The following is a 20730-nucleotide window of genomic DNA, read 5'->3' on the forward strand; positions in this document are numbered from 1 at the left end:
TCCTATCTAAACCATGATTTTAGTTTGTTATTAAGTGCATTATTTAGTGCTTTTTCAATAATAGGTTGTAAGTTTTGTTGTAATTTCTGTTGGTTGATTTTAGCACTGAAATTTCCATTTTGGTAATTAAGGATATAGGGAATGTGTAAGCTAGGTTCGACTTGAACATTTAATAACAATGGATAATTAAAATATTCCTTGGACACATCAAACTTCCCTGTACCTGTTATGCTAAATTTAGGTGCAAGCCAACTGAGTCTCGTCGTTGTAATCATTGAGTCAACAAATTGACTCTGTACATTTAAAGTATTTAGCTGGGTATGTTGATTTGGATCTGCATTAAATTTATCGCTGTTTAAGATTGGCAATATTTGGTTTTTTAAGCTCTGAAAGGCGGTTTCAATTTCATCACCACTATTTAGTGCAGTGAGTAGTTTGTGAGTTGAGTCAGCAATACTATTTAAATTGATTCCGTTAAGCTTAGCACTATTGGCGTGGATATTGATATTACCTTGTAGTTTTTGAAGGTTATCTTGTTGAAGGTCGAAATTAATGTTGAATTGATTAAGTGTGAGTAAAAAACCTTTCATGTCAATAATTTTTTCAACAGCAATTTTTGGGGCTGAAAATTTACCTTCAGCAGAAAAATGAGGTTTTAGTTTTATTTGCTTGAGTGTACCTATTAGTTCTTCGCCATTAATATCAAGTGTAATGTTCTCAATATCAGTAACTTTATCGTTATCAGTGATATAAATTCTAGGAACTTTGAGAGACGTAGAGTGATTATTAATAGTAGTTTGTAATGTAATATCATCAAACTGAATTGTGTTTGAATATGGATTGAGCGCCATTTGGAAGTTAAAATCATTAAATTCATTGACAAAGCTCCCTTTAATATTATATTTCTGGTTTTTCTCGAGGACGTTAAGTGTAGGAATTAAAAATTTTATTTTAGTACCAAGTTTAACTTGTCCTTGTTCAAGATCAAGTGACTTAATTGAGTTATTGGGATTTATAATAAGGTCAATAAAATTAACTTTAATGGTACCTTGTTGCCAATGACTGGTGAGGATGTTGTTGTTAGTGTTAATTGTAATATTTTGCCCATCAAGTTGCATTAACCATAAGTTAAATGAAAGCCTGCCATCAATAAGGATATGAACATTGTTGTTCTGACTAAGTTTATTATTAACCCAGTTTTTGTAATCATTGGGATTAAAAATAAATTTCAACCAGATGAAAAATAGCAACAGAAGAAGCGTAATTGTAAGAAGGAGACTTAATATAAGTTTTTTAACCATGGTTATTCCTTTATCGTCAACTTTCAGCATGAAATTAACAGAATATGTTTGGCATCATGCACTATGTTTTTTATGATAGTCTGAATTATTGACGAATATTGAGTTTACGCCAAGTTGATTATGACAAAAAAATACCTCAAATATGGAATTCCTTTATTATTAAACATTTGTATAATAGGTTGTGGGCAGATGGGACCATTATATTTGCCTTCTAGCGAAAAAAATGAACCTCAAACAAAATCACAGCCAGTGACAAAAACACCACAAGATGTAGGAAAGTGGCAAAATAGCGATGAAATAGAGTTTTCAAAATGAAAATGCAGCTATTAATTATTACAGTAATAGGGATGATTAATCTATCAACTGCTTATGCAGTAAGTCCTGAAAACGCCAAAATTATGGCAGAAAAATACCGCGCGTTAGCGGAAAGCTATAACAAATTAGCACAAGAATATGAAATGGTAGTAAAGAATGAAGATATGTTAAATAAGACCCCAGCGCTGACTATCAAACAAAAAGCAACGGATGATGCAAAAAAAATACAAACTAAGGAATTGAAAGTACAACAACAAAACAAAGATATTCAATCACAGGCAAACGATAGTACGCCACTAAATCCCTGGTCTGTTGAATTGGAAACACAAAAAGAGATAAATAATGTAACAAAGTCACCAGTTCACACTGTAAGTGAAAATCAAAGTAAAAGGCTAATAGGTTTAAGTGAACTTATTCTCCCCGAAGGTATTATGGATGATAATATTGAAGTGCAAAAAATACCTAATATTACAGTAGTAGTACCTTGGAAAGGCACAAGTTTTGGTCTTGGAGGAAGTATCGTTACAGGTAATTCAGCAGCAACAAACTATAATGCCAATGCCAATATTAGTTATAACCCAATTATTCCTTGGGAAAACACTTTGGTAATGAGTTATTTGTATAATCGTGATGATATGTCAGGTGGAAAAGGAGTTAAAACAAATAAATTTCAAGCATTAGGTACCACTTCATGGAATTTTGATAAAAATAATGGTCTTTATGCAAGTTTAAACTACTTAAATGATCAGCTAGATACTTATACCTATCTTCTTACTGAATCGTTTGGCTATAAGCGACAACTTTACTCAAGGCATAATATGTCACTCAATACAACTTTAGGTCCGAGTTTAACTCAGTCAAAAATAAAAGAATCAGGAGAGTTTGCAAATGCGCTGGGTGCACAGAATACAATTAATTATGTTTGGAATTTTACTGACGCATCAAGTTTTAAACAAAACTTTTTAGTGAACTGGACAGCAAGTGACGCAACAACTTATCAAACAAATAGTACTCTCTCAACAGAGCTATATGAAAACCTGATCTTGCAATTAGGATTTCAAGTAAACGGTAGCAGTTGGGCAAGCAGTGGTAAAAAACGTATCAATACGGTTACTTCAACAACAATCGCTTATACTTTTTAAGGTTGTAAATGCTGCAAAAAACTTTGTTAGTGGTATATAATGTTATGTTATCTCTACAGGTAGTAAAATAATTATGTCTAAGAAAAAAATCACTTTATCGAACAGGAAGCGTTTAAGTGAGTTACAGACTAAAGCGGTAAAAACAAACGCAGATGTTCGTCGTGAACAGATTCAGTCTATGCGTGAAATGCATGTTATGCCTGAAGGGAAGCTTGAGCTTGCAATTGAGCAGATGGTTGCGGATGTTGTATTTGAGTTGAATAACTTATATCGCCAGTGGAGTCAGCCGCTTGATTATAATCGTTATCGGTATAGCCCAAATGAACGTAATAGAAAGCTATTGAATGAGTTAAAGGTATTTTTAAATGAGATAGCGGATTGGCTTATGAGTAAAGGTATTCGTGGTGAGGAGTGCAGGGAAAGGTGTCAGGAAATTGTTGATCGGATTTCTCAAGGTTTACGCATAGAAGGGATACCCGTTGGTCATTTACAGTTACATTCTGAAAAGAGACAGGAATTTTAATTATGCATAATCTCATAATGATGTATGGTATACACGCGATCAAATCGCGCATAAAAGTTCATGCTGATGCAATTCAAACGATCTATTGTATTAAAGGTAAAGAAACTGCGCCTAAGCTTGGTGAGTTAAAGGCTTTGATGTTTAAAAAAAATCTAGAATTTAGCTTGGTCAACAAAGAGGTCTTTAATCAATTATTACAACAAAACAGTTTAAATGATGTAGTGCATCAAAATATATTGGCATTGTGCCAATCGAATATCAATTTATATCACGAAAGTGACCTTTTATTATTACTTAGACAATCTAAAAAACCAGTCTTTATTTTGATATTAGATGGTGTTCAAGATCCACATAATCTTGGTGCATGTATACGCAGTGCTGATGCAGCAGGTGTTGACTTTATCGTTTTTCCTAAGGATAAAAATGCAACGATCAATGCCACTGTTGAAAAAGTAGCAAGTGGTGCGGTAAGTAGTGCCAAGCTTGTTGCAGTGACAAATTTAGCGCGAGCCATTGGTGTTATAAAAGATGCAGGTATTTGGGTAACAGGGCTTGCAGGTGAGGCAAAAAACCTCATTTACGATATTGATTTAACAGTTCCTTGTGCATTAGTGATGGGTGCCGAAGGTAGTGGACTTCGTTTCGGGACACGTAAAATGTGTGATTATTTAGCAAAACTTCCAATGTACGGTCAAGTATCGAGTTTAAACGTTTCAGTTGCAACAGGGATTGCTTTGTACGAAGTCATAAGACAAAGATTAGAGTGATCTTATGTTTAAAGAGGTATATGGTGCTTAACATTGACGATAGGTTTAAGGGAAAAGGCTGTGAAGTTTAGAAAATCTAGACCTATGCAATGGGTTGTTTTGATTCTTCTACTATTTATCTTTGTTGGCATTATGATTGAGAATCTGCATACCAACCATGAAAGTCAGTTTACACTTAATACCTCTCAACGTCAGGTTCAATTAGATTTAAATGCCTTGTTAGCATCCATTCAAATAAATAGTCAACACAGTGAAAATTATCAAGTGGGCTATCATAATTTTGAACAAGGAAACTGTGAATTGGCATATAAACAGGTTCTGCCTTTTGCCAGAAGTGGTGAAACTAATGCTACTCTAGTGATTGGATTTATGTATGAGTTTGGTTGTGGTGTTAAAGATAGTGCTAAAAAAGCGGCACTTTGGTATTACAGTGGTATCAAACGTAATACTTATAATAAGGTTCTAATTTTGCGTGGACTTCATGCTTATAACAACGGTGATTATAATATGGCGGCAGAATGGTTTAGAATGGCTAGTGAGTTAAGTGTTATAAAGGCGTAATGAAGATGGATAGGCAACAAGCTTGGCGCGATGTGTTGGCAGAATATAAAAATAGCGAGCGCTTTCAAGATACGTTGGCATTTGTTGCAAATGAACGTAAAAAAGGCAAAATAATTTTTCCACAACAACAAGATGTTTTTAATGCGTTTAAGCTGTGTTCATTAGAGAACTTAAAAGTTGTTATTTTAGGTCAGGATCCCTATCACAACGTTGGACAGGCACATGGTTTGGCATTTTCAGTGCAAAAAAACGTGATCCCGCCACCCTCATTAGTTAATATTTATAAAGAGCTCAGTGCAGATATCAATATCAGCGTACCTCAACATGGAAACTTAAGTAATTGGGCAGCACAAGGTGTTTTTTTACTTAATACTGTTCTAACTGTAGAAGCGCATAAAGCGCATTCACATGCCAATATCGGTTGGGAGGATTTTACCGATAATGTCATACATATTATTAATAAATATAAAGAGCATGTCGTTTTCATGCTGTGGGGAGCTCCTGCTCAAAGGAAATCAAGTTTAATTGATGGGAATAAACATCTGATACTAAAAGCGCCTCACCCATCACCATTATCGGCACATCGTGGTTTTTTTGGTTGTAAGCACTTTTCTCAAGCCAACCAATATTTAAAATTTCATGGAGTAGAACCAATAGATTGGCAGTTGTAGGTACTTTTTGATTTTTTTAATTTATCAGATTATAAAAATAATGAATTTTATTTATTAATGATCTTTGGTTATCTTTTAAAACCTGTCCCTTAATAAAAAGCAGATTGATGATATGAAAATATCCAGTGTTAAAGTTGTAATATCAAATACTGAACATTGTTGTTTTGCAAAAGCAATATCACATGAAATTGCAGAAAGTGCCAAACAAAGAAAAACAGGTATAGCTATGCGCAGTGTAGATTACTTGCAGACTAAAATGCGTACTCAACATGCGGTGATTGCTATTGACACTGAAAATGAAGAAGTGGCAGGATTTTGCTATATTGAGTCTTGGCAGGATAAAAGTTATGTGTCAAATTCAGGACTGATTGTTTTCCCGAAGTATCGCAGTTTAGGTCTAGCAAAAGCTCTTAAGGAAAAGGCTTTTGAGTTAGCGCGCTTGTATTATCCAAATGCAAGAATATTTGGCCTAACAACCAATCCTGTAGTGATGAAAATCAATTGTGAGCTTGGTTATCAGCCTACATCTTTTGCAAAGCTCACGCATGACATGACTTTTTGGCAAGGTTGCCAAAGTTGTGTCAATTTTTCGATTTTGCAATCCAAAAATTATCAGAACTGCTTATGTACAGGTATGCTTTATGAACCCAACAACCATAAACCAAAGGAGCAAAAAATGAAGGTCATAGTAGCCTTTAGTGGTGGCTTAGATACAAGCTTTTGTGTGAAGTATTTGCAACAAGAAAAAAATCTCGAAGTACATACGGTTACTGTAAATACAGGTGGCTTTTCCAAATTTGATCTAGCAGAAATTGAGAAAAGGGCATATCAATTGGGCGCAACGACTCACCAAAATATTGATGCAACAAATGATTTTTATAATCACTGTGTTAAATATTTAATTTTTGGGAATGTGCTTAAAAATAATTGTTATCCGCTTTCTGTTAGTGCAGAGCGTGCGTTCCAATCGATGGTCATTGCTAACAAAGCAAACGAATTGGGTATCAATAAAATCGCTCACGGTTGCACAGGAGCAGGTAATGATCAAGTACGTTTTGATTTAATGTTCCATATCTTATGTTCGAATGTTGAGATTATTACTCCCATTCGCGATTTATCGTTAACTCGCGCGCAAACACAAGCTTACCTTATTAAGCATGGAATTGAATGCTCAGACAAAACAAAAAAATACTCCATTAACAAAGGGCTTTGGGGGACGTCAATAGGTGGTGTAGAAACACTTAGCTCACACTTGGCTTTACCTGAAGAAGCTTGGTCAAGTCAGATGACAAAGTCCTTAAGTGATGAAGAAAAGGTGAAGATTACTTTCTTAAAAGGAGAACCAATTGCTTTAAATGATGAATTATCTAACCCTATACAGTTAATCAAAAAACTTAATGAACTTGCAAGTTGCTATGCCATTGGTCGTGATATTCACGTAGGCGATACCATTATTAACATCAAAGGTCGGGTTGGCTTTGAAGCACCAGCACCTATGGTTTTAATTAAGGCACATCATTGCCTAGAAAAGCATGTTTTAACAAAAGCGCAGTTAAAGCTAAAAGATCAGCTTGCCTGTACTTATGGTGAGATGGTACATGAAGGTCAGTTTATGGATCCTGCATTACGTGATATTGAGAACTTTTTAAGCTCAACGCAACTACATGTTAGTGGCAATGTATTTATCAAGCTTAAGCCGTGGTATTTTACAATCACAGGTATTGAGTCAGATTATGATTTAATGCAGCAGCAAGGTGCACAATACGGTGAAGGAAACACAAGTTTTAGTGGTCAAGATGTAAGAGGGTTTAGTAAAATTTTAAGTAATCAGCTTGCAGCCTATCATCAGAAGTTGAAGAACAAGCAGAGTAACCAAACAACAAAATTGGTTACTAGTTCGACAGATAAAAAAGCTCACAATGCTCTATTGGTTAATTGAAGAATGAATATGATAAAAAACAAAAAAATAAAAGTAGGGATTATAGGAGGTGCTGGTTATACGGCAGGAGAATTATTACGTATCTTAACCTACCACCCTCACGTTAATATAGACTTTGTACACAGTGATTCAAATCAAGGTAAACCAATAAAAAATGTACATCGTGATTTTTATTTAATTGATGAAAAACGCGTGTTTGATCATATGCTTAATCCAGAAGTTGACGTTGCTTTTTTGTGTGTTGGTCACAATCAGTCAAAGTCAGTCTTAAAAAACGTAATATTTTCAAATACCACTAAACTTATTGATTTAAGTCAAGATCATCGTAATAGTTCAGAGAATCCAGAATTTGTATATGGGCTTGCCGATGTTTATCCAAATGAAATCAAGCAAGCAACTAAAATTGCCAATCCTGGTTGTTTTGCAACAGCCATTCAGCTTGGTGTAATGCCATTTTGCCAATATGTGCAAGATGATGTTCATGTCACAGCGATTACAGGTTCAACAGGGGCTGGCGCTAAGTTAAGTGATACTTCCCATTTTAGTTGGCGAGCCAATAACCTTTCAGTTTACAAAAGCTTTGAACATCAGCATATGAATGAGATATGCCGAGGTTTAGGCTTAAATAGAAATCAGTTGCAATTTGTTCCGATGCGAGGTGCATTTACCCGTGGTATATTGGCATCGATTTATTTTAAATCATCATTAAATGGGATAGAAGCAAGAAACTTGGCACAAGCCTTTTACCACAAGGTCGAATTTGTTAAGGTGAGTGAAGAAGAATCAGGTCCAGATTTAAAAAGTGTGGTCAATACCAATTACTGTTTGCTATCAGTTAAAAAGTATGGTGATTATTTGCATATTATTAGTGTGATTGATAATTTAATTAAAGGTGCGGTAGGGCAAGCCGTACAAAATATGAATTTAATGTTTGGCTTTGATATAAGCTGTGGTTTGACATTGAAGCCAATTGCTTTTTAAGTTGAAATTAGGAGAAGAGCATGCAACATTATCTTAGTATTAAAGATATAGACAATATTAAAAATGCAATTGAATCGTGTATTGAGATTAAAAAATCACCTTTTACTAAGCTACAGCTTGCAAACAATAAAACATTAGGCATCATCTTTCTCAATCCTAGCTTGCGTACCAAAATTTCAACGATTAAGGCTGCACAAAACATTGGATTAAACGTGTTACCGATTGATGTTAACAATGGCTGGTCACTGGAATTTAGTGAAGGCGTTGTGATGGATACAAATAAACCAGAGCATATCAAGGAAGCCGCACAAGTTATTGCAAAATATTGCGATATGGTTGCTATTCGTGCTTTTGCTAAGCTTATGGATAAGGAAGAAGATTATAAAGAGCAAATATTTGCCAGCTTTAAAAAATATACAAATTGCCCGCTTATAAATTTAGAGTCTACCTTACGCCATCCATTGCAAAGCTTGGCAGATATTTTAACAATTGAAGAGTATAAAAATATACAAAGCTTAAAAAAGCTTAAAGTAGTGCTAAGTTGGGCTCCGCATGTTAATCCATTACCACATGCTGTCGCAAATTCATTTGCTGAGAGTATGCAGTTGATGGATTATGAGTTTGTTATCACGCATCCTAAAGGCTATGAGCTGGATCCTGAGTTTACAAAAAATGCCTCAGTTTGTTACGATCAAGATGAAGCATTAAAAGGAGCGGATTTTATTTATGTTAAAAATTGGTCAAGTACTAAATATTATGGCAAGGTGACCAATACAGATCAAAGTTGGATGATCAATAAAAACAAACTTAAAAACGCGCCTTATGCCAAAGTGATGCACTGCTTACCTGTTCGTAGAAATTTAGTGATTGCAGATGATGTATTGGATTCTGAGCAATCAATAGTTATTGATCAAGCAGAAAATCGCCTTTATGCAGCGCAATATGTGCTGTCAGAAATCATTAAAACGCTTGATAAAAAAGAAAATAGGCTTAAATCTTGAGAAATAGAATAATGTAATTCCACTTTACTTATCATATATGACAGATTTATAGAGATATCATGTAAAACCTGGAAAATTTTGGAAGATGAAAAATCAAATCAATAAAATAAAAATCATTAAAATTGGTGGTCGTGTTATGGATGACACACAGCAATTAGAACAGTTCTTTGGTGCATTATCTAAGCAAAACGTACCTTTTATTTTGGTGCATGGTGGGGGTGATAAGGTCAATAAACTAGTTGAAAAATTTCACATTACACCACAGTTTGTTGATGGTCGACGTATAACCGACAATAAAAGCTTGGAAGCTGTTGTGATGATGCTTGCTGGATGGATAAATAAAGACATCGTGGCAAGTTTACAAGCAAAGGGTCTCAATGCATGGGGTTTAACGGGAGTGGATGCAAATTTAGTCATGTGTGATAAACGTTGCATGCAAAAGTATGATTTTGGTTTTGTTGGTGATGTAAAGTCGGTTAACGTATCACCTTTGTTAATGCTATTAGAACACGGTATAACGCCAGTTTTATCCCCCATTACCCACGATGGTAAAGGGCAGTTATTAAACACTAATGCCGATACCTTTGCCGCAAGCATTGCAATAAACTTGGCCATCATTCAAGGTATTGAGATTGAGCTTTATTATTGTTTAGATTTACAAGGTGTGTATGAAAACCTTGATCAGCCTGATTCGTTGATTGCAGTATTGGATGAAGATAAGTTTAAAGACTGCCATGCTCAAGGCATGATTAAAGAAGGTATGATTCCTAAGCTTCAAAATTGCTTTAGTGCTTTAGAGCGGGGGGTTAGTAAAATCTATGTGAGTAATGCTACGCAAATAATTCAACTGTTGATAGGCTTGAAGTTTAAAGGTACAGCAATCGTTAAAAAAGAGAAGTCTATACATGTCTAAGATGGTGTTAGAAAATAAAGAAATGCTTAAGGTGAAATGTGATGCTTTAGCCCTACTTAAAGCACTTATTGCTACTCCGTCGCCTTCGAAACAAGAGAATAAAACAGCATGCTTATTGCAATCATGGTTAAATGACAAAGGTGTTGATGCCACTTTAATTGGCAATAATGTTTGTGCCAAAAATAAATTTTTTGATACGTATAAACCATCGATTTTGCTTGTTTCGCATCATGATACGGTGCCCCCCTCGAAAGATTATACAATTGATCCTTACACTCCTTTCATAAAAGAAGGGAAGCTTTATGGGTTAGGCTCAAATGATGCAGGTGGACCACTGGTGAGTCTGTTAAGTGCTTTTGTTTATTTTTATGATGAGGAGCATTTGCCATTTAATTTAATGTTTTGTGCAGCAGCAGAGGAGGAGATTTCAGGTAGAAATGGGTTGGAGTTGGCGTTACCATTTTTTGGTGAAATCAATTTTGCAATTGTCGGCGAGCCCACAAGTATGGCTTTAGCGATTAGTGAAAAAGGATTAATGGTTTGTGATTGTATAGCGTATGGTAAATCAGGACATACGGCAAGAGACGAAGGTGAAAACGCGATTTTAAAAGCAATTAAAGATATACAATGGTTGACAAACTATAAATTTGACAAAGTATCTCCCAGTTTAGGGGAGATTAAAATGAGTGCTACCATGATTGAAGCTGGTATTAAGCATAACATTGTGCCTAATAAATGTCATTTTGTTGTCGATGTACGTACAACAGATGCTTATAGTAATGAGGAAGTGCTAAAAATTATGCAGCAAAATATGCAATCAGAAGTACAGGCGCGTTCAACTCGAATAAAACCAAGTGCAACACCACTGAATCATCCTGTAGTAAAAGCATTGCTAGCACAAGGTGTCACAACGTATGGTTCTCCCACGACTTCAGATCAAGCAATTTTGAGTTGTCCTAGTGTTAAATTTTCACCAGGAGATTCAGCACGCTCGCATACGGCGAATGAATTTATTTATATTCAACAAATTAATGAAGGAATTGCTTTTTTCATAGATTTTTTTAGTACAATGAGGAATATGAAATGGTAGAAAAAATAGTAGATAACCAAAAGCAAAAACTATGGGGTGGGCGTTTTAGTGAAGATAACAATCCGTTATTTGTACAATTTAATGCATCGCTTCGTTTTGACTACCGTTTGCTAGCTTATGATATTAAAGCGAGTAAAGTTTTTACACATGGACTTTATGATATTAGTGTATTAACACAAGTTGAGCTAAGTGCACTCCATCAAGCGCTAGATGAAATTGCAAAAGATAACCAGCAAAACCCCAAGTTGATTCAAGAAGCAATTTGGGAAGGGGTAGAAGACGTACATACTTTTGTTGAGCAAAGTTTAGTGGAGAAGTTAGGTGATTTAGCGTATAAAGCCAATACGAGTAGATCGCGTAATGAACAAGTTTCATGTGCGACAAGATTATGGGCGTTGGATCACATTGATCAAGTTGTTGATCTTATTCAAAATTTGCAACACGATTTGTGTCAACAAGCACAGACCAACATTGATGTTCCACTCATGGGGTATACCCATTTACAGCAGGCACAACCTATTACATGGGGTCATTATTTCTTGTCTTTTTATGAAATGCTCAAGCGTGATATTGAAAGACTATCAGATGTCAAAAAACGTGTGGACATTTCACCTTTAGGATTAGGTGCAATTGCAGGTAATTCGTGGCAATTAGATCGTTATAAAATAGCAAAACAATTAGGGTTTAGTGAAGTTTCAAAAAATAGCTTAGATGCTGTGAGTGATCGTGATTATATCATCGAATTTATGGCGGCATTGAGTCTTGTTAGTGTACATTTAAGCCGCCTTGCTGAAGATATGATTATCTATTCAACAACTGAATTTGATTTACTTGAGATGAGCGATGAAGTAACAACGGGTTCCTCACTTATGCCGCAAAAGAAAAATCCAGATGCAATGGAACTTGTACGTGGTAAAACAGGACGTATCTATGGTCATTTAATTGCATTATTAACGACGATAAAAGCGTTACCTTCAGGTTATAACAAAGATCTACAAGAAGACAAAGAAGCATTGTTTGGTGCTGTAGATACAATAATTGATATATTACGGATTACCAAGATTACTATTGCGAGTTTAAAGATTAAAAAAAATAAGGATTATAAGCATAGCTTTTGTGTTGCCACCGAACTTGCAGATTACCTTGCTAAAAAAGGTGTACCATTTAGAAAAGCTCATCATATAGTAGGTAAAATTACACGCTTTGCATTGAATGAAGGTCGTCCACTTAAAGAGCTAACATTAACCGAATATCAGCGGTTTTTTCCAAACGTTGAACAAGATATTTTTCAAGTGATAACGATTGATTTTGCAATCAATAGTAAAAAGGTAATCGGTGGGACAGCAGTTGAGGAAGTTAAGAAACAGCTAGATGTTATAAACTCAAGTATGAGCGTTGATTCAGCAAAGGTCGGTATTCAATACACTTTCTAATTCCAAATATCAATAATTTAAGGTGTTTAGTTGCAATGTTTGATATAATTCCGCGTGATTTGTTTTTAAGTAAAAATGGAGCGACTGAATGTCCGATGTTACAAACTACGATTCGTCAAATATTAAAGTTTTAAAAGGTCTTGAAGCTGTTCGTAAGCGTCCTGGAATGTATATTGGAGATACCGATGATGGATCAGGATTACATCACATGGTATTTGAAGTTGTTGATAACTCAATTGACGAAGCACTTGCTGGATATTGTGATGATATTATCGTGACAATCCATACCGATGGTTCTGTTTCAGTGAGTGATAATGGTCGTGGGATTCCGGTTGATATCCATTTAGAAGAAGGTCGATCTGCTGCTGAAGTGATCATGACCGTACTGCATGCAGGTGGTAAGTTTGATGACAATTCCTATAAAGTATCTGGGGGGCTTCATGGTGTGGGTGTTTCTGTAGTGAATGCCTTATCAGAGAGCTTAGAGTTGCGTGTTTGGAAAAACGGTAAAGAGTATGAGCAGTTTTATGTACATGGTGAACCATTAGCACCATTAAGAGAGGTAGGTGATACAACAAAAAGAGGGACGATGATTCGTTTTAAACCTTCAGCTCAAACCTTTTCAATAGTTGAATTTAGCTATGATATTTTAGCTAAACGTATTCGTGAACTTTCGTTTTTAAACTCAGGTGTCAAGATTCAACTGATTGATAAGATCAACGATCAGCAAGCAATTTTTCAGTATGAAGGTGGGATCAGTGCGTTTGTAGAGCATTTAAATCGCAGTAAAACTCCACTTAACCCTAATATCATCAATATTCAAGGTGAGAAAAATGGTGTGATGATTGAGCTTGCGATGCAGTGGAATGAATCTTATCAAGAAAGCATTTACTGCTTTACGAACAATATCCCGCAGCGTGATGGGGGAACACATTTATCAGGCTTTAGAGCAGCATTAACACGTACGATAAATGGTTATATTGAATCAGAAGGCTTGAATAAAAAATTGAAAATTAGCACATCAGGTGACGATGCGCGAGAAGGATTAACAGCAGTCCTATCCGTTAAAGTCCCTGATCCAAAATTTTCCTCACAAACAAAAGATAAATTGGTTTCCTCAGAGGTAAAGTCTGCGGTGGAGGCGCTAGTTAATGAAAAATTACAAGAATTTCTGCTTGAAAACCCAACGGAAGCTAAACTGATTGCCAGTAAAATTATTGATTCAGCACGTGCCAGAGAGGCGGCAAGAAAAGCGCGTGAAATGACTAGAAGAAAAGGTGCACTTGATATTGCAGGACTCCCGGGTAAACTTGCAGATTGCCAAGAAAAAGATCCTGCATTGTCTGAGCTTTATATTGTAGAGGGGGATTCAGCAGGTGGTTCTGCTAAACAAGCACGTGATAGAAGAACCCAGGCTATTTTACCATTAAAGGGTAAGATACTGAACGTTGAAAAAGCGCGCTTTGACAAGATGCTTGCTTCACAAGAAGTGGGTACTTTGATTAAAGCTTTAGGTTGTGGTATTGGACGTGATGAATATGATCCAGAGAAAGTACGTTATCATCGAATTGTAATTATGACCGATGCAGATGTTGATGGTTCCCATATTCGCACACTATTGTTAACATTTTTCTATCGTCAGATGCCTGAGTTAGTAGAGCGTGGCTATATTTATATTGCACAACCACCTTTATATAAAGTAAAGCGAGGCAAGCAAGAAACTTACCTTAAAGATGACACAGCTTTATCTGAATACCTTGGTAATATTGGGATTGAAGGGGCAAGTATTTATCCAGGTGAGAATATTCCACCAATTGCAGGCGTAGGTTTAGAGGCTTTATATCACCAACATCAAAAAACACAAGTGAAAATTTTAAACTTAGCGCGACGCTATCCTGAACGAGTTTTAAAAGCATTAATAAGTTATGCACCTTTTACGGCTAATATGAGTGAAGAAGATATTACTTACTGGTGGAAAAGCTTTGCTGAACATATTAATACAATGACTGCAGGTTATGAATTTTATAGTTCAGATATCAAGGTCGAAACTCATGAAGATGAAAAATTAATAAAATTACATATCACTAGATTATTACATGGCGTGCAAACGGACTATCTTTTCAACCTAAGTTTTTTTGAGAGTAAAGACTACCAAAGCATTGTTGAGCTTGGTCAGACTTTAAATGGTTTGTTAGCTCCTGGTGCTTATGTTGAACGCGGTAATAAGAAAGAATATGTTGATACATTTGATCAAGCAGTAGATTGGCTAATTACTGAGGCTAAGCGTGGTCAAAATATCCAGCGTTATAAAGGACTAGGTGAGATGAATCCCGGTCAATTGTGGGAAACAACTATGGATCCTTCTGAGCGCAGAATGTTGCAAGTTACCGTTGCTGATGCAGTAGCCACAGATGAGTTATTTTCAACATTAATGGGAGATCACGTTGAGCCAAGGCGAGATTTTATTGAAAGCAATGCGCTAAATGTTGTCAATATTGACGTTTAATTTTGTGACGATGGGGTGCTATATACACTTTAATTTATCATGCTATTAATATATTTGAAAGGTTTGCAATTATTGGCGTTATCTAAGATAAAATGATACCATATCAGTACTATTTTATTGAATAAACCTGATGAGAAAAACTATGATAGAAAAGTTTGATCCAAATATTGAGCGACCAGTAACTTTTACTCAAGCGGCATTAAAGCACTTTAAAAAACATTTGGAAAAAATAGGTGGACTTGGGATTAAAATCGGTATCAAGACCACAGGTTGTTCAGGTTTAGCTTATGTTGTTGAGCCTATTCATGAATTACCGCAAGGGTTTATTAGACTAGAAGAACAAGGCGTTTTGTTCTTTGTTGATCCTAAAGCCTTGCAATATGTTAATGGTCTTGAAATTGATCACATTAAAAGAGAACTTGGTTTGTCACAACTTGTTTATAAGAATCCCAATGAGTCAGCACGTTGTGGCTGTGGTGAGAGTTTTACCGTTATAGATGAGGGGTTGAAAGGTTAATGAAGATGTCAGACGTTGCAATTTTACGTCGTGAGGTAGAAGTTACGACGGTGCCTTATGGCGAAAAAATGACACTCATGCCAGGACAAGAAGTTTTAGTGACTCAAGCAATGGGTGCAAGTTTCACACTAAATGTGATGGGTAACTTAGTTTACTTAGATGGCAAAGATGCTGATGCAATCAATCGAGAAATTATATTGTTGCCCAGTGATAAAATTGACGTGAAACCAGGCGATGAAATTAATATGGATTTAATTTGGGCACAATTGCGCACAGTTTATGACCCAGAAATTCCAGTTAATATTGTTGATTTAGGCTTAATTTATGACATTTCAACTACGTTATTGGAAAATAGTAACTATCATATTGGGGTTCAGATGACCTTAACTGCCCCAGGTTGCGGTATGGGACCAATATTGGTGCAGGATGTGGAAGAAAAACTTAAACAATTTGCTAATATTGATAAAGCTGATGTCGTGCTTGTGTTTGATCCCCCCTGGAATTCAGAGATGATGACCGAGGAAGCAAAATTGGAACTTGGCTTATTTTAAGGAAAGCTTGTGATAAAAGTAGTATATCCAGGGACGTTCGACCCAATTAGTTTAGGACATATCGATTTAATTAAGCGAGCAAAAGCACTTTTTGGTGAAGTGATCGTAGCAATATCAACCGGTGATGGTAAAAAGACATTATTTTCTAAAGAAGAGCGCTTAGAAATTACACGTAAAGTATTGGCAGAAATGGAAGGTGTTCAAGTTGTTTATCTTGAAGGGCTTATTGCTGATTTTGTCAAACACGTTAATGCAAAAGCTGTGATTCGTGGTTTGCGTGTAGTGTCTGATTTTGATTATGAGTTTCAGATGGCTAATATCAATCGTCATTTAAATCCAAAATTTGAGACGATCTTTTTAACACCTGATGAGAAATATACATGTTTATCTTCAACTATGATTCGTCAAGTATCCAAAATTGATCCTTACCGAGTTGCTGGTTATGTGCATTCTGTTGTGCTCGAGGCTTTGTTGACAAAACAGCAAGTAGGGTTAAGTGATTAATGCGTTTCAATAGCCTTTGATCGATTGAAAATTTTTTGCCATGCTCTTTATTACATAACCTAATGCCACAATAGTCAAATGTGATGGCTGGATTAATACTTTATAAACTTTAATAAAAGAGGATTGTGATCCGAAATTTTTTGACTATCGATTGCGATTGCATATTCACAGGTGAGGTTGCGATACATAACTAGGTCCAATGGGTGTTTAGCAAAGCGTTTGATGTTTTTATTGTTTTCAAATTGCGCTTGGATTAAATTAAGGGCAATACAGAACTGTTCAATAAGATAATTACGTTTTTTATTCCAACTATTAAAGTCACCAGCAATGATAAGTGGCGTATCTTTAAACTCAGTCAAATAATCTTGAAGTTGTTCAATCTCTTCGGCGTAAACGCGAGAGTTATTAAAATTAATAGCATGGACGTTGATGATAATAAGGGGGGTTTGATCTTCAAATAAGTAGTGATTCACAAGGCTAGACTTATGTGTCTTAAAGAGAAATTCTGTCTTCTTGGATAAGATTTGTTGTGCCTTGTGACTGATAACGTTACTTGCTGTCATCACGCCATAGGCATGGTTCTTAAGTTGTAAATTTGCAGCAAAATGTAAACAAAAATCGCTCAGGGGAAAGGTATTACTATCAGTATGTTTAGCTTCTTGCAAGCAATAAAAGCCAATGCCAAACGCTTGTTGTAGACTCCTAATAAAATGTTGAAAAGCGTAAGGTGTTTTATGATTTATCTTGTAAATATTCCAGCTTAGAAGGTTAAAGCGTATTGGGACAAACTCAAGCTTAACTTGAGTTTTGCAGCTTTGGGTAATTTGCGTCGGCTTAAACATAATCTACAAGAGAGGTGCAAGGAGTTTAACCATGTTTTCCCCTAATTTACGTGCTCTATTTAGGGAAGGTAATTGCTTATCAGCATCTTTTAAAAATTCACTCATCCAGTTTTCCACTTGTATGATAATCGCTTTTTCATAAGCATAAGTTACCACTTCATAATTAAGAAATAAGCTGCGATTATCTAAGTTGACAGAACCAAGCATCACAGCTGTGTCATCAAAAAGTACAGCTTTGGCATGAATCATTTTTTTGTCAAATAAGGCAATTTCGATGCCAGTTTTGGCAAGTTGCCGCATGTAATTGCTACGTGCTAAGTCAGCAATCAAATGATTAGAAACTTTGGGAGTGATCAGCTTGACATCAAGCCCTCGATAATAAGCAATTTGCAACGCTTCAAGTAATGAGTCAGATGGTACAAAGTAAGGGGTGACAATCCAAATTCTTGTTTGTGCGGCATAAATGCCCGCAATTAGTGATTCATAAAGTGCATCATTTGGAATATCAGGACCTGATGGAGCAACTTGTAATAAGTTTTGACCATAATATTTTTTCATTGAAACTTCAGTCATATTAGGAATATGCTCCTTTGCAGAATATTCCCAGTCTGAAGCAAATATATTGTGAAAATGGCATACTGCATGACCCTCAATTTTAAACAAAATATCGTCCCAACGTTTATTGCAATGTGTAGGTCCTAGGTATTCATCTCCTAGATTCATGCCACCGGTTAAAAGACTGTGATTATCAAACAAGTAGATTTTGCGATGATTTCTAAAATTAATATAGTTTCGAAATGGCATTTGGATAATAGGCATGAAAAAACATACCTTCCCACCTGCTCTACGTAAGTGCCTAAAAGTTCGTTGATTGAAATACACGCGGTAAGAACCAAGTGAATCGATCAACAATTTAACCGTGACACCTTGTTTAGCTTTTTCGGTTAGTGCTGCGAGAAGTCTTAAGGTAACATGGTCATTTTGAAAGACATATGTGCTGATATAAATACTATGTTGTGCTTTATGTATATGTTTAATAAGTGCTTCATAGGCATCAATCCCATCTAAATAAAGCTCAAAATGATTATTACTGGTGGGGGCAGGAATGTCTTGATTAATTAATATTGTACGAATGGTGTGAGGATGAGAAGCATCAACGTGATCAATTTTACGTAGATTAAATACATGTTTATGACGTTTGCGTCTGTGTTTGCGAATACCAAAAATAAAATAGCAAGGGACCGCTACATAAGGAATCAGGATAATTGCTAATAGCCATGCCATCATGCTCGTTGGTTTTTGTTTTTCAGCAACCATGCGAATGACAACAATTAAAATTAAAATTTCACAGATAAGCAAAAAAGTATGCAGCTCAATTAATTTAAAAAAGTTCATAACGTCCTTTTTGAATCTAGTAGTTAGTTTTTTCCTATTAATTTAACGCCAATTGTAGTGCAAAAAACCTTTTCTGGGGAATTTATTTATTGATGAGTATACACTGAGTAACGAGAAAAAAATGATTGGAAAGATTAGCTGCATAACTAATATCTTATCGATTTACATTTGCTGGGGGTAAATAAGCTATTTGAAAACGTATTGGTTGTTGCTTAGGTTTGTGCCTTTCCCATTTAACTTCTTGGTATGGCGTGATAACTAAATTTGGATATTCATTTAAAATCTCTTTAGAAAAGCTAGATGGGCCTTCCATTTGTGGAATTAAAATAAATACAGCTCCCTTTTCTTGCAAGTCCCTCATATTAAGTGCTGGATTTAATTTTGGGTTAAAATCAATCAATCCTTCTGGACGATCTTCAGAATACCTTGCCATATAGCTAACTGGACGATTATAGCCTGCTACATACTTAAGTGGTGTATGATAACGATCATGCCAAGAATCGGTCATGATTTTAGCAATAGTGCGCGCTGGGTAATTTGCGCTGGAAGTTTGGCTACGAGATATTGAAACGCTATAACCTATCATTAATAAAATGGTCACTAAGGCGGCTATTAAAATAACTCTATATACTTTAGCTTTAGTTAAAATTGGTTTGGTCCATACAATTAAAATCACTCCCCATAAGCTTAAAAGAGGAATGCCCCACATCGTATGAACTTTCCAACCCGAAACCATTGAAATAAGCACTGTCAATAAAAATGGTGCAATACCAACGTAGAATAAGAATCGACGATTATATTGATCAATATAGGGTTTTTCATTTAGCTTAGTTTGTGATGTTGTTTTTCCAAAATAGGCGAGTAAAAAGACTGCTACAGCTCCGATAAAGGTACCAATTTGCGCAAAGAAAAAATTAATGCCATAGCCGAAATGTTTGGTGAAAAAGCTTGTTGTATCTGCTGAATGATTTAACTTTGATAAAGAGTATTGAATCGGAACGAAATCATATTTAAGTAGCCAAATTGCATGAGGTGTTGAAATAGCAAAAACAATAATAAGTGAAAGATATATCTTGTACTCTTTAAAAAATCTATGGTTTGATTTATCAAAGAGCATAAATAGAAGCATAGCTACTAAGGGGACAGCAGTATAGTATTTTGCCATCATTCCAATACCAGCTATTATGCCTAAGTAAAGCCAGTACTTTAACCGGTTAGTTGTTAAGCTTCGGTAGAAATATAAAAACATAAGTGGCCATAGCCCAAGCTCACAAGCATTGTCGTTAAAATCTATCACCCCTAAATTGTAGTATTGGATAGCAACTAAAATAATCACTGCGATTAAGGCTAAATAATCGTTTTTAAGGATCATTCGCCCTAAACGCCATACTGACCAGACTGCTAAAAGTACCATCATTTGAGAGAGTAAATAAACGCTCCAATCGCGATCACCACTCATCCAAAGTGCTATTTTTGTTAAAAGTGCATTAAACCACGGATCTCTTGGATAGCCCCATTGCAATACTTGTCCCCACATAGCTCCTTCTGTTGAATCCATTGGTGTAACAAACCTCACTATGGATGGAGTTATGACCCAAAGCGCCGCATAGATAATAAAAAATGACCATAACAGATAACTTGGTTTTAGAAATTTTGGCATGATTGAGTTTATGTTTATAGAAAATTGTTATTTTGAGCATCATAACAGTCAAATATATATTTTCAACTACTATTCCTGGCGTTAAACGAGGGCAATAGCCACTGAAATTCAGCTAATT

20 protein-coding genes are annotated in these 20730 nt (G+C 35.6%); 16 read left to right on the top strand and 4 right to left on the bottom strand.

The window, feature by feature from the left end; all coding sequences use genetic code 11:
* Positions 1-2: 2 nt before the first annotated feature.
* Entirely contained in the window at positions 3-1301 is a 1299-nt protein-coding gene (locus DNJ77_RS03995; RefSeq protein ID WP_116963710.1) for a hypothetical protein, read from the bottom strand.
* Positions 1302-1421: 120 nt separating this feature from the next.
* On the opposite strand from DNJ77_RS03995, the gene DNJ77_RS04000 reads away from it, so the two are divergent.
* From DNJ77_RS04000 to coaD, 16 genes are all read left to right on the top strand, one after another.
* Positions 1422-1616 (top strand): LptM family lipoprotein, encoded by a 195-nt coding sequence (locus tag DNJ77_RS04000; protein WP_116963711.1) that lies wholly within the window; start codon positions 1422-1424, stop codon positions 1614-1616.
* Positions 1613-2758 (top strand): DUF481 domain-containing protein, encoded by a 1146-nt coding sequence (locus DNJ77_RS04005; protein WP_116963712.1) that lies wholly within the window; start codon positions 1613-1615, stop codon positions 2756-2758. The genes DNJ77_RS04000 and DNJ77_RS04005 overlap by 4 nt, the downstream gene beginning before the upstream one ends.
* A gap of 73 nt (positions 2759-2831) precedes the next feature.
* Complete coding sequence (locus DNJ77_RS04010) at positions 2832-3281, top strand: hypothetical protein (RefSeq protein ID WP_116963713.1); 450 nt, start codon at positions 2832-2834, stop codon at positions 3279-3281.
* 2 nt (positions 3282-3283) lie between these two features.
* Positions 3284-4048 (top strand): 23S rRNA (guanosine(2251)-2'-O)-methyltransferase RlmB, encoded by a 765-nt coding sequence (gene rlmB / locus DNJ77_RS04015; RefSeq protein ID WP_116963714.1) that lies wholly within the window; start codon positions 3284-3286, stop codon positions 4046-4048.
* Between the two features lie 60 nt (positions 4049-4108).
* The gene (locus DNJ77_RS04020) at positions 4109-4609 is read left to right on the top strand and encodes an SEL1-like repeat protein (protein ID WP_157966588.1); all 501 of its coding nucleotides are present in this window, start codon (positions 4109-4111) and stop codon (positions 4607-4609) included.
* Positions 4610-4614: 5 nt separating this feature from the next.
* On the top strand, positions 4615-5280 hold the full coding sequence (gene ung, locus DNJ77_RS04025; RefSeq protein WP_116963716.1) for a uracil-DNA glycosylase: 666 nt from the start codon (positions 4615-4617) through the stop codon (positions 5278-5280).
* A 112-nt stretch (positions 5281-5392) separates the two neighbouring features.
* On the top strand, positions 5393-7219 hold the full coding sequence (argG, locus tag DNJ77_RS04030; RefSeq protein ID WP_116963717.1) for an argininosuccinate synthase: 1827 nt from the start codon (positions 5393-5395) through the stop codon (positions 7217-7219).
* 9 nt (positions 7220-7228) lie between these two features.
* Complete coding sequence (argC, locus tag DNJ77_RS04035; protein ID WP_116963737.1) at positions 7229-8200, top strand: N-acetyl-gamma-glutamyl-phosphate reductase; 972 nt, start codon at positions 7229-7231, stop codon at positions 8198-8200.
* Between the two features lie 20 nt (positions 8201-8220).
* Positions 8221-9201, top strand: coding sequence for a Rossmann-fold NAD(P)-binding domain-containing protein (locus DNJ77_RS04040; protein ID WP_116963718.1), 981 nt, complete (start codon positions 8221-8223; stop codon positions 9199-9201).
* Positions 9202-9286: 85 nt separating this feature from the next.
* Positions 9287-10114 carry an acetylglutamate kinase gene (argB, locus tag DNJ77_RS04045; RefSeq protein WP_116963719.1) on the top strand — a complete coding sequence of 276 codons (828 nt, stop codon included), beginning with the start codon at positions 9287-9289 and terminating at the stop codon, positions 10112-10114.
* On the top strand, positions 10107-11204 hold the full coding sequence (locus tag DNJ77_RS04050; RefSeq protein ID WP_239986744.1) for a M20/M25/M40 family metallo-hydrolase: 1098 nt from the start codon (positions 10107-10109) through the stop codon (positions 11202-11204). Before argB ends, DNJ77_RS04050 begins: the two co-directional genes overlap by 8 nt.
* Positions 11198-12637 carry an argininosuccinate lyase gene (argH, locus tag DNJ77_RS04055; RefSeq protein WP_116963720.1) on the top strand — a complete coding sequence of 480 codons (1440 nt, stop codon included), beginning with the start codon at positions 11198-11200 and terminating at the stop codon, positions 12635-12637. Before DNJ77_RS04050 ends, argH begins: the two co-directional genes overlap by 7 nt.
* A gap of 88 nt (positions 12638-12725) precedes the next feature.
* Positions 12726-15143 (top strand): DNA topoisomerase (ATP-hydrolyzing) subunit B, encoded by a 2418-nt coding sequence (gene gyrB, locus DNJ77_RS04060; RefSeq protein WP_116963721.1) that lies wholly within the window; start codon positions 12726-12728, stop codon positions 15141-15143.
* A 142-nt stretch (positions 15144-15285) separates the two neighbouring features.
* Complete coding sequence (locus DNJ77_RS04065) at positions 15286-15660, top strand: HesB/IscA family protein (RefSeq protein WP_116963722.1); 375 nt, start codon at positions 15286-15288, stop codon at positions 15658-15660.
* On the top strand, positions 15660-16211 hold the full coding sequence (gene sufT, locus DNJ77_RS04070; protein ID WP_116963723.1) for a putative Fe-S cluster assembly protein SufT: 552 nt from the start codon (positions 15660-15662) through the stop codon (positions 16209-16211). The genes DNJ77_RS04065 and sufT overlap by 1 nt, the downstream gene beginning before the upstream one ends.
* Before the next feature lie 9 nt (positions 16212-16220).
* Positions 16221-16715: a pantetheine-phosphate adenylyltransferase gene (gene coaD, locus DNJ77_RS04075; RefSeq protein ID WP_116963724.1), complete on the top strand. Its 495-nt coding sequence runs from the start codon at positions 16221-16223 to the stop codon at positions 16713-16715.
* Between the two features lie 92 nt (positions 16716-16807).
* Here coaD and DNJ77_RS04080 read toward each other — a convergent pair whose 3' ends face one another.
* The 3 genes from DNJ77_RS04080 to DNJ77_RS04090 form a co-directional block, all read right to left on the bottom strand.
* Positions 16808-17557: an endonuclease/exonuclease/phosphatase family protein gene (locus tag DNJ77_RS04080; protein ID WP_116963725.1), complete on the bottom strand. Its 750-nt coding sequence runs from the start codon at positions 17555-17557 to the stop codon at positions 16808-16810.
* A gap of 3 nt (positions 17558-17560) precedes the next feature.
* On the bottom strand, positions 17561-18952 hold the full coding sequence (gene cls, locus DNJ77_RS04085) for a cardiolipin synthase (protein ID WP_116963726.1): 1392 nt from the start codon (positions 18950-18952) through the stop codon (positions 17561-17563).
* A 154-nt stretch (positions 18953-19106) separates the two neighbouring features.
* Entirely contained in the window at positions 19107-20510 is a 1404-nt protein-coding gene (locus DNJ77_RS04090) for a glycosyltransferase family 39 protein (RefSeq protein WP_157966589.1), read from the bottom strand.
* Positions 20511-20730 lie beyond the last annotated feature (220 nt).

Origin of the sequence: Fastidiosibacter lacustris (genome assembly GCF_003428155.1) — a bacterium.
GTDB lineage: Bacteria > Pseudomonadota > Gammaproteobacteria > Francisellales > Francisellaceae > Caedibacter > Caedibacter lacustris.

Coding starts and splice junctions, on each gene's coding strand:
- DNJ77_RS04040 (WP_116963718.1), top strand. CDS start 8,221: ATGCAACATTATCTTAGTATTAAAGATATAGACAATATTAAAAATGCA.
- DNJ77_RS03995 (WP_116963710.1), bottom strand. CDS start 1,301: ATGGTTAAAAAACTTATATTAAGTCTCCTTCTTACAATTACGCTTCTT.
- argB (WP_116963719.1), top strand. CDS start 9,287: ATGAAAAATCAAATCAATAAAATAAAAATCATTAAAATTGGTGGTCGT.
- DNJ77_RS04090 (WP_157966589.1), bottom strand. CDS start 20,510: ATGGATTCAACAGAAGGAGCTATGTGGGGACAAGTATTGCAATGGGGC.
- argC (WP_116963737.1), top strand. CDS start 7,229: ATGATAAAAAACAAAAAAATAAAAGTAGGGATTATAGGAGGTGCTGGT.
- cls (WP_116963726.1), bottom strand. CDS start 18,952: ATGAACTTTTTTAAATTAATTGAGCTGCATACTTTTTTGCTTATCTGT.
- DNJ77_RS04065 (WP_116963722.1), top strand. CDS start 15,286: ATGATAGAAAAGTTTGATCCAAATATTGAGCGACCAGTAACTTTTACT.
- gyrB (WP_116963721.1), top strand. CDS start 12,726: ATGTCCGATGTTACAAACTACGATTCGTCAAATATTAAAGTTTTAAAA.
- rlmB (WP_116963714.1), top strand. CDS start 3,284: ATGCATAATCTCATAATGATGTATGGTATACACGCGATCAAATCGCGC.
- argG (WP_116963717.1), top strand. CDS start 5,393: ATGAAAATATCCAGTGTTAAAGTTGTAATATCAAATACTGAACATTGT.
- sufT (WP_116963723.1), top strand. CDS start 15,660: ATGAAGATGTCAGACGTTGCAATTTTACGTCGTGAGGTAGAAGTTACG.
- DNJ77_RS04005 (WP_116963712.1), top strand. CDS start 1,613: ATGAAAATGCAGCTATTAATTATTACAGTAATAGGGATGATTAATCTA.
- DNJ77_RS04050 (WP_239986744.1), top strand. CDS start 10,107: ATGTCTAAGATGGTGTTAGAAAATAAAGAAATGCTTAAGGTGAAATGT.
- DNJ77_RS04080 (WP_116963725.1), bottom strand. CDS start 17,557: ATGTTTAAGCCGACGCAAATTACCCAAAGCTGCAAAACTCAAGTTAAG.
- argH (WP_116963720.1), top strand. CDS start 11,198: ATGGTAGAAAAAATAGTAGATAACCAAAAGCAAAAACTATGGGGTGGG.
- DNJ77_RS04010 (WP_116963713.1), top strand. CDS start 2,832: ATGTCTAAGAAAAAAATCACTTTATCGAACAGGAAGCGTTTAAGTGAG.
- DNJ77_RS04000 (WP_116963711.1), top strand. CDS start 1,422: ATGACAAAAAAATACCTCAAATATGGAATTCCTTTATTATTAAACATT.
- ung (WP_116963716.1), top strand. CDS start 4,615: ATGGATAGGCAACAAGCTTGGCGCGATGTGTTGGCAGAATATAAAAAT.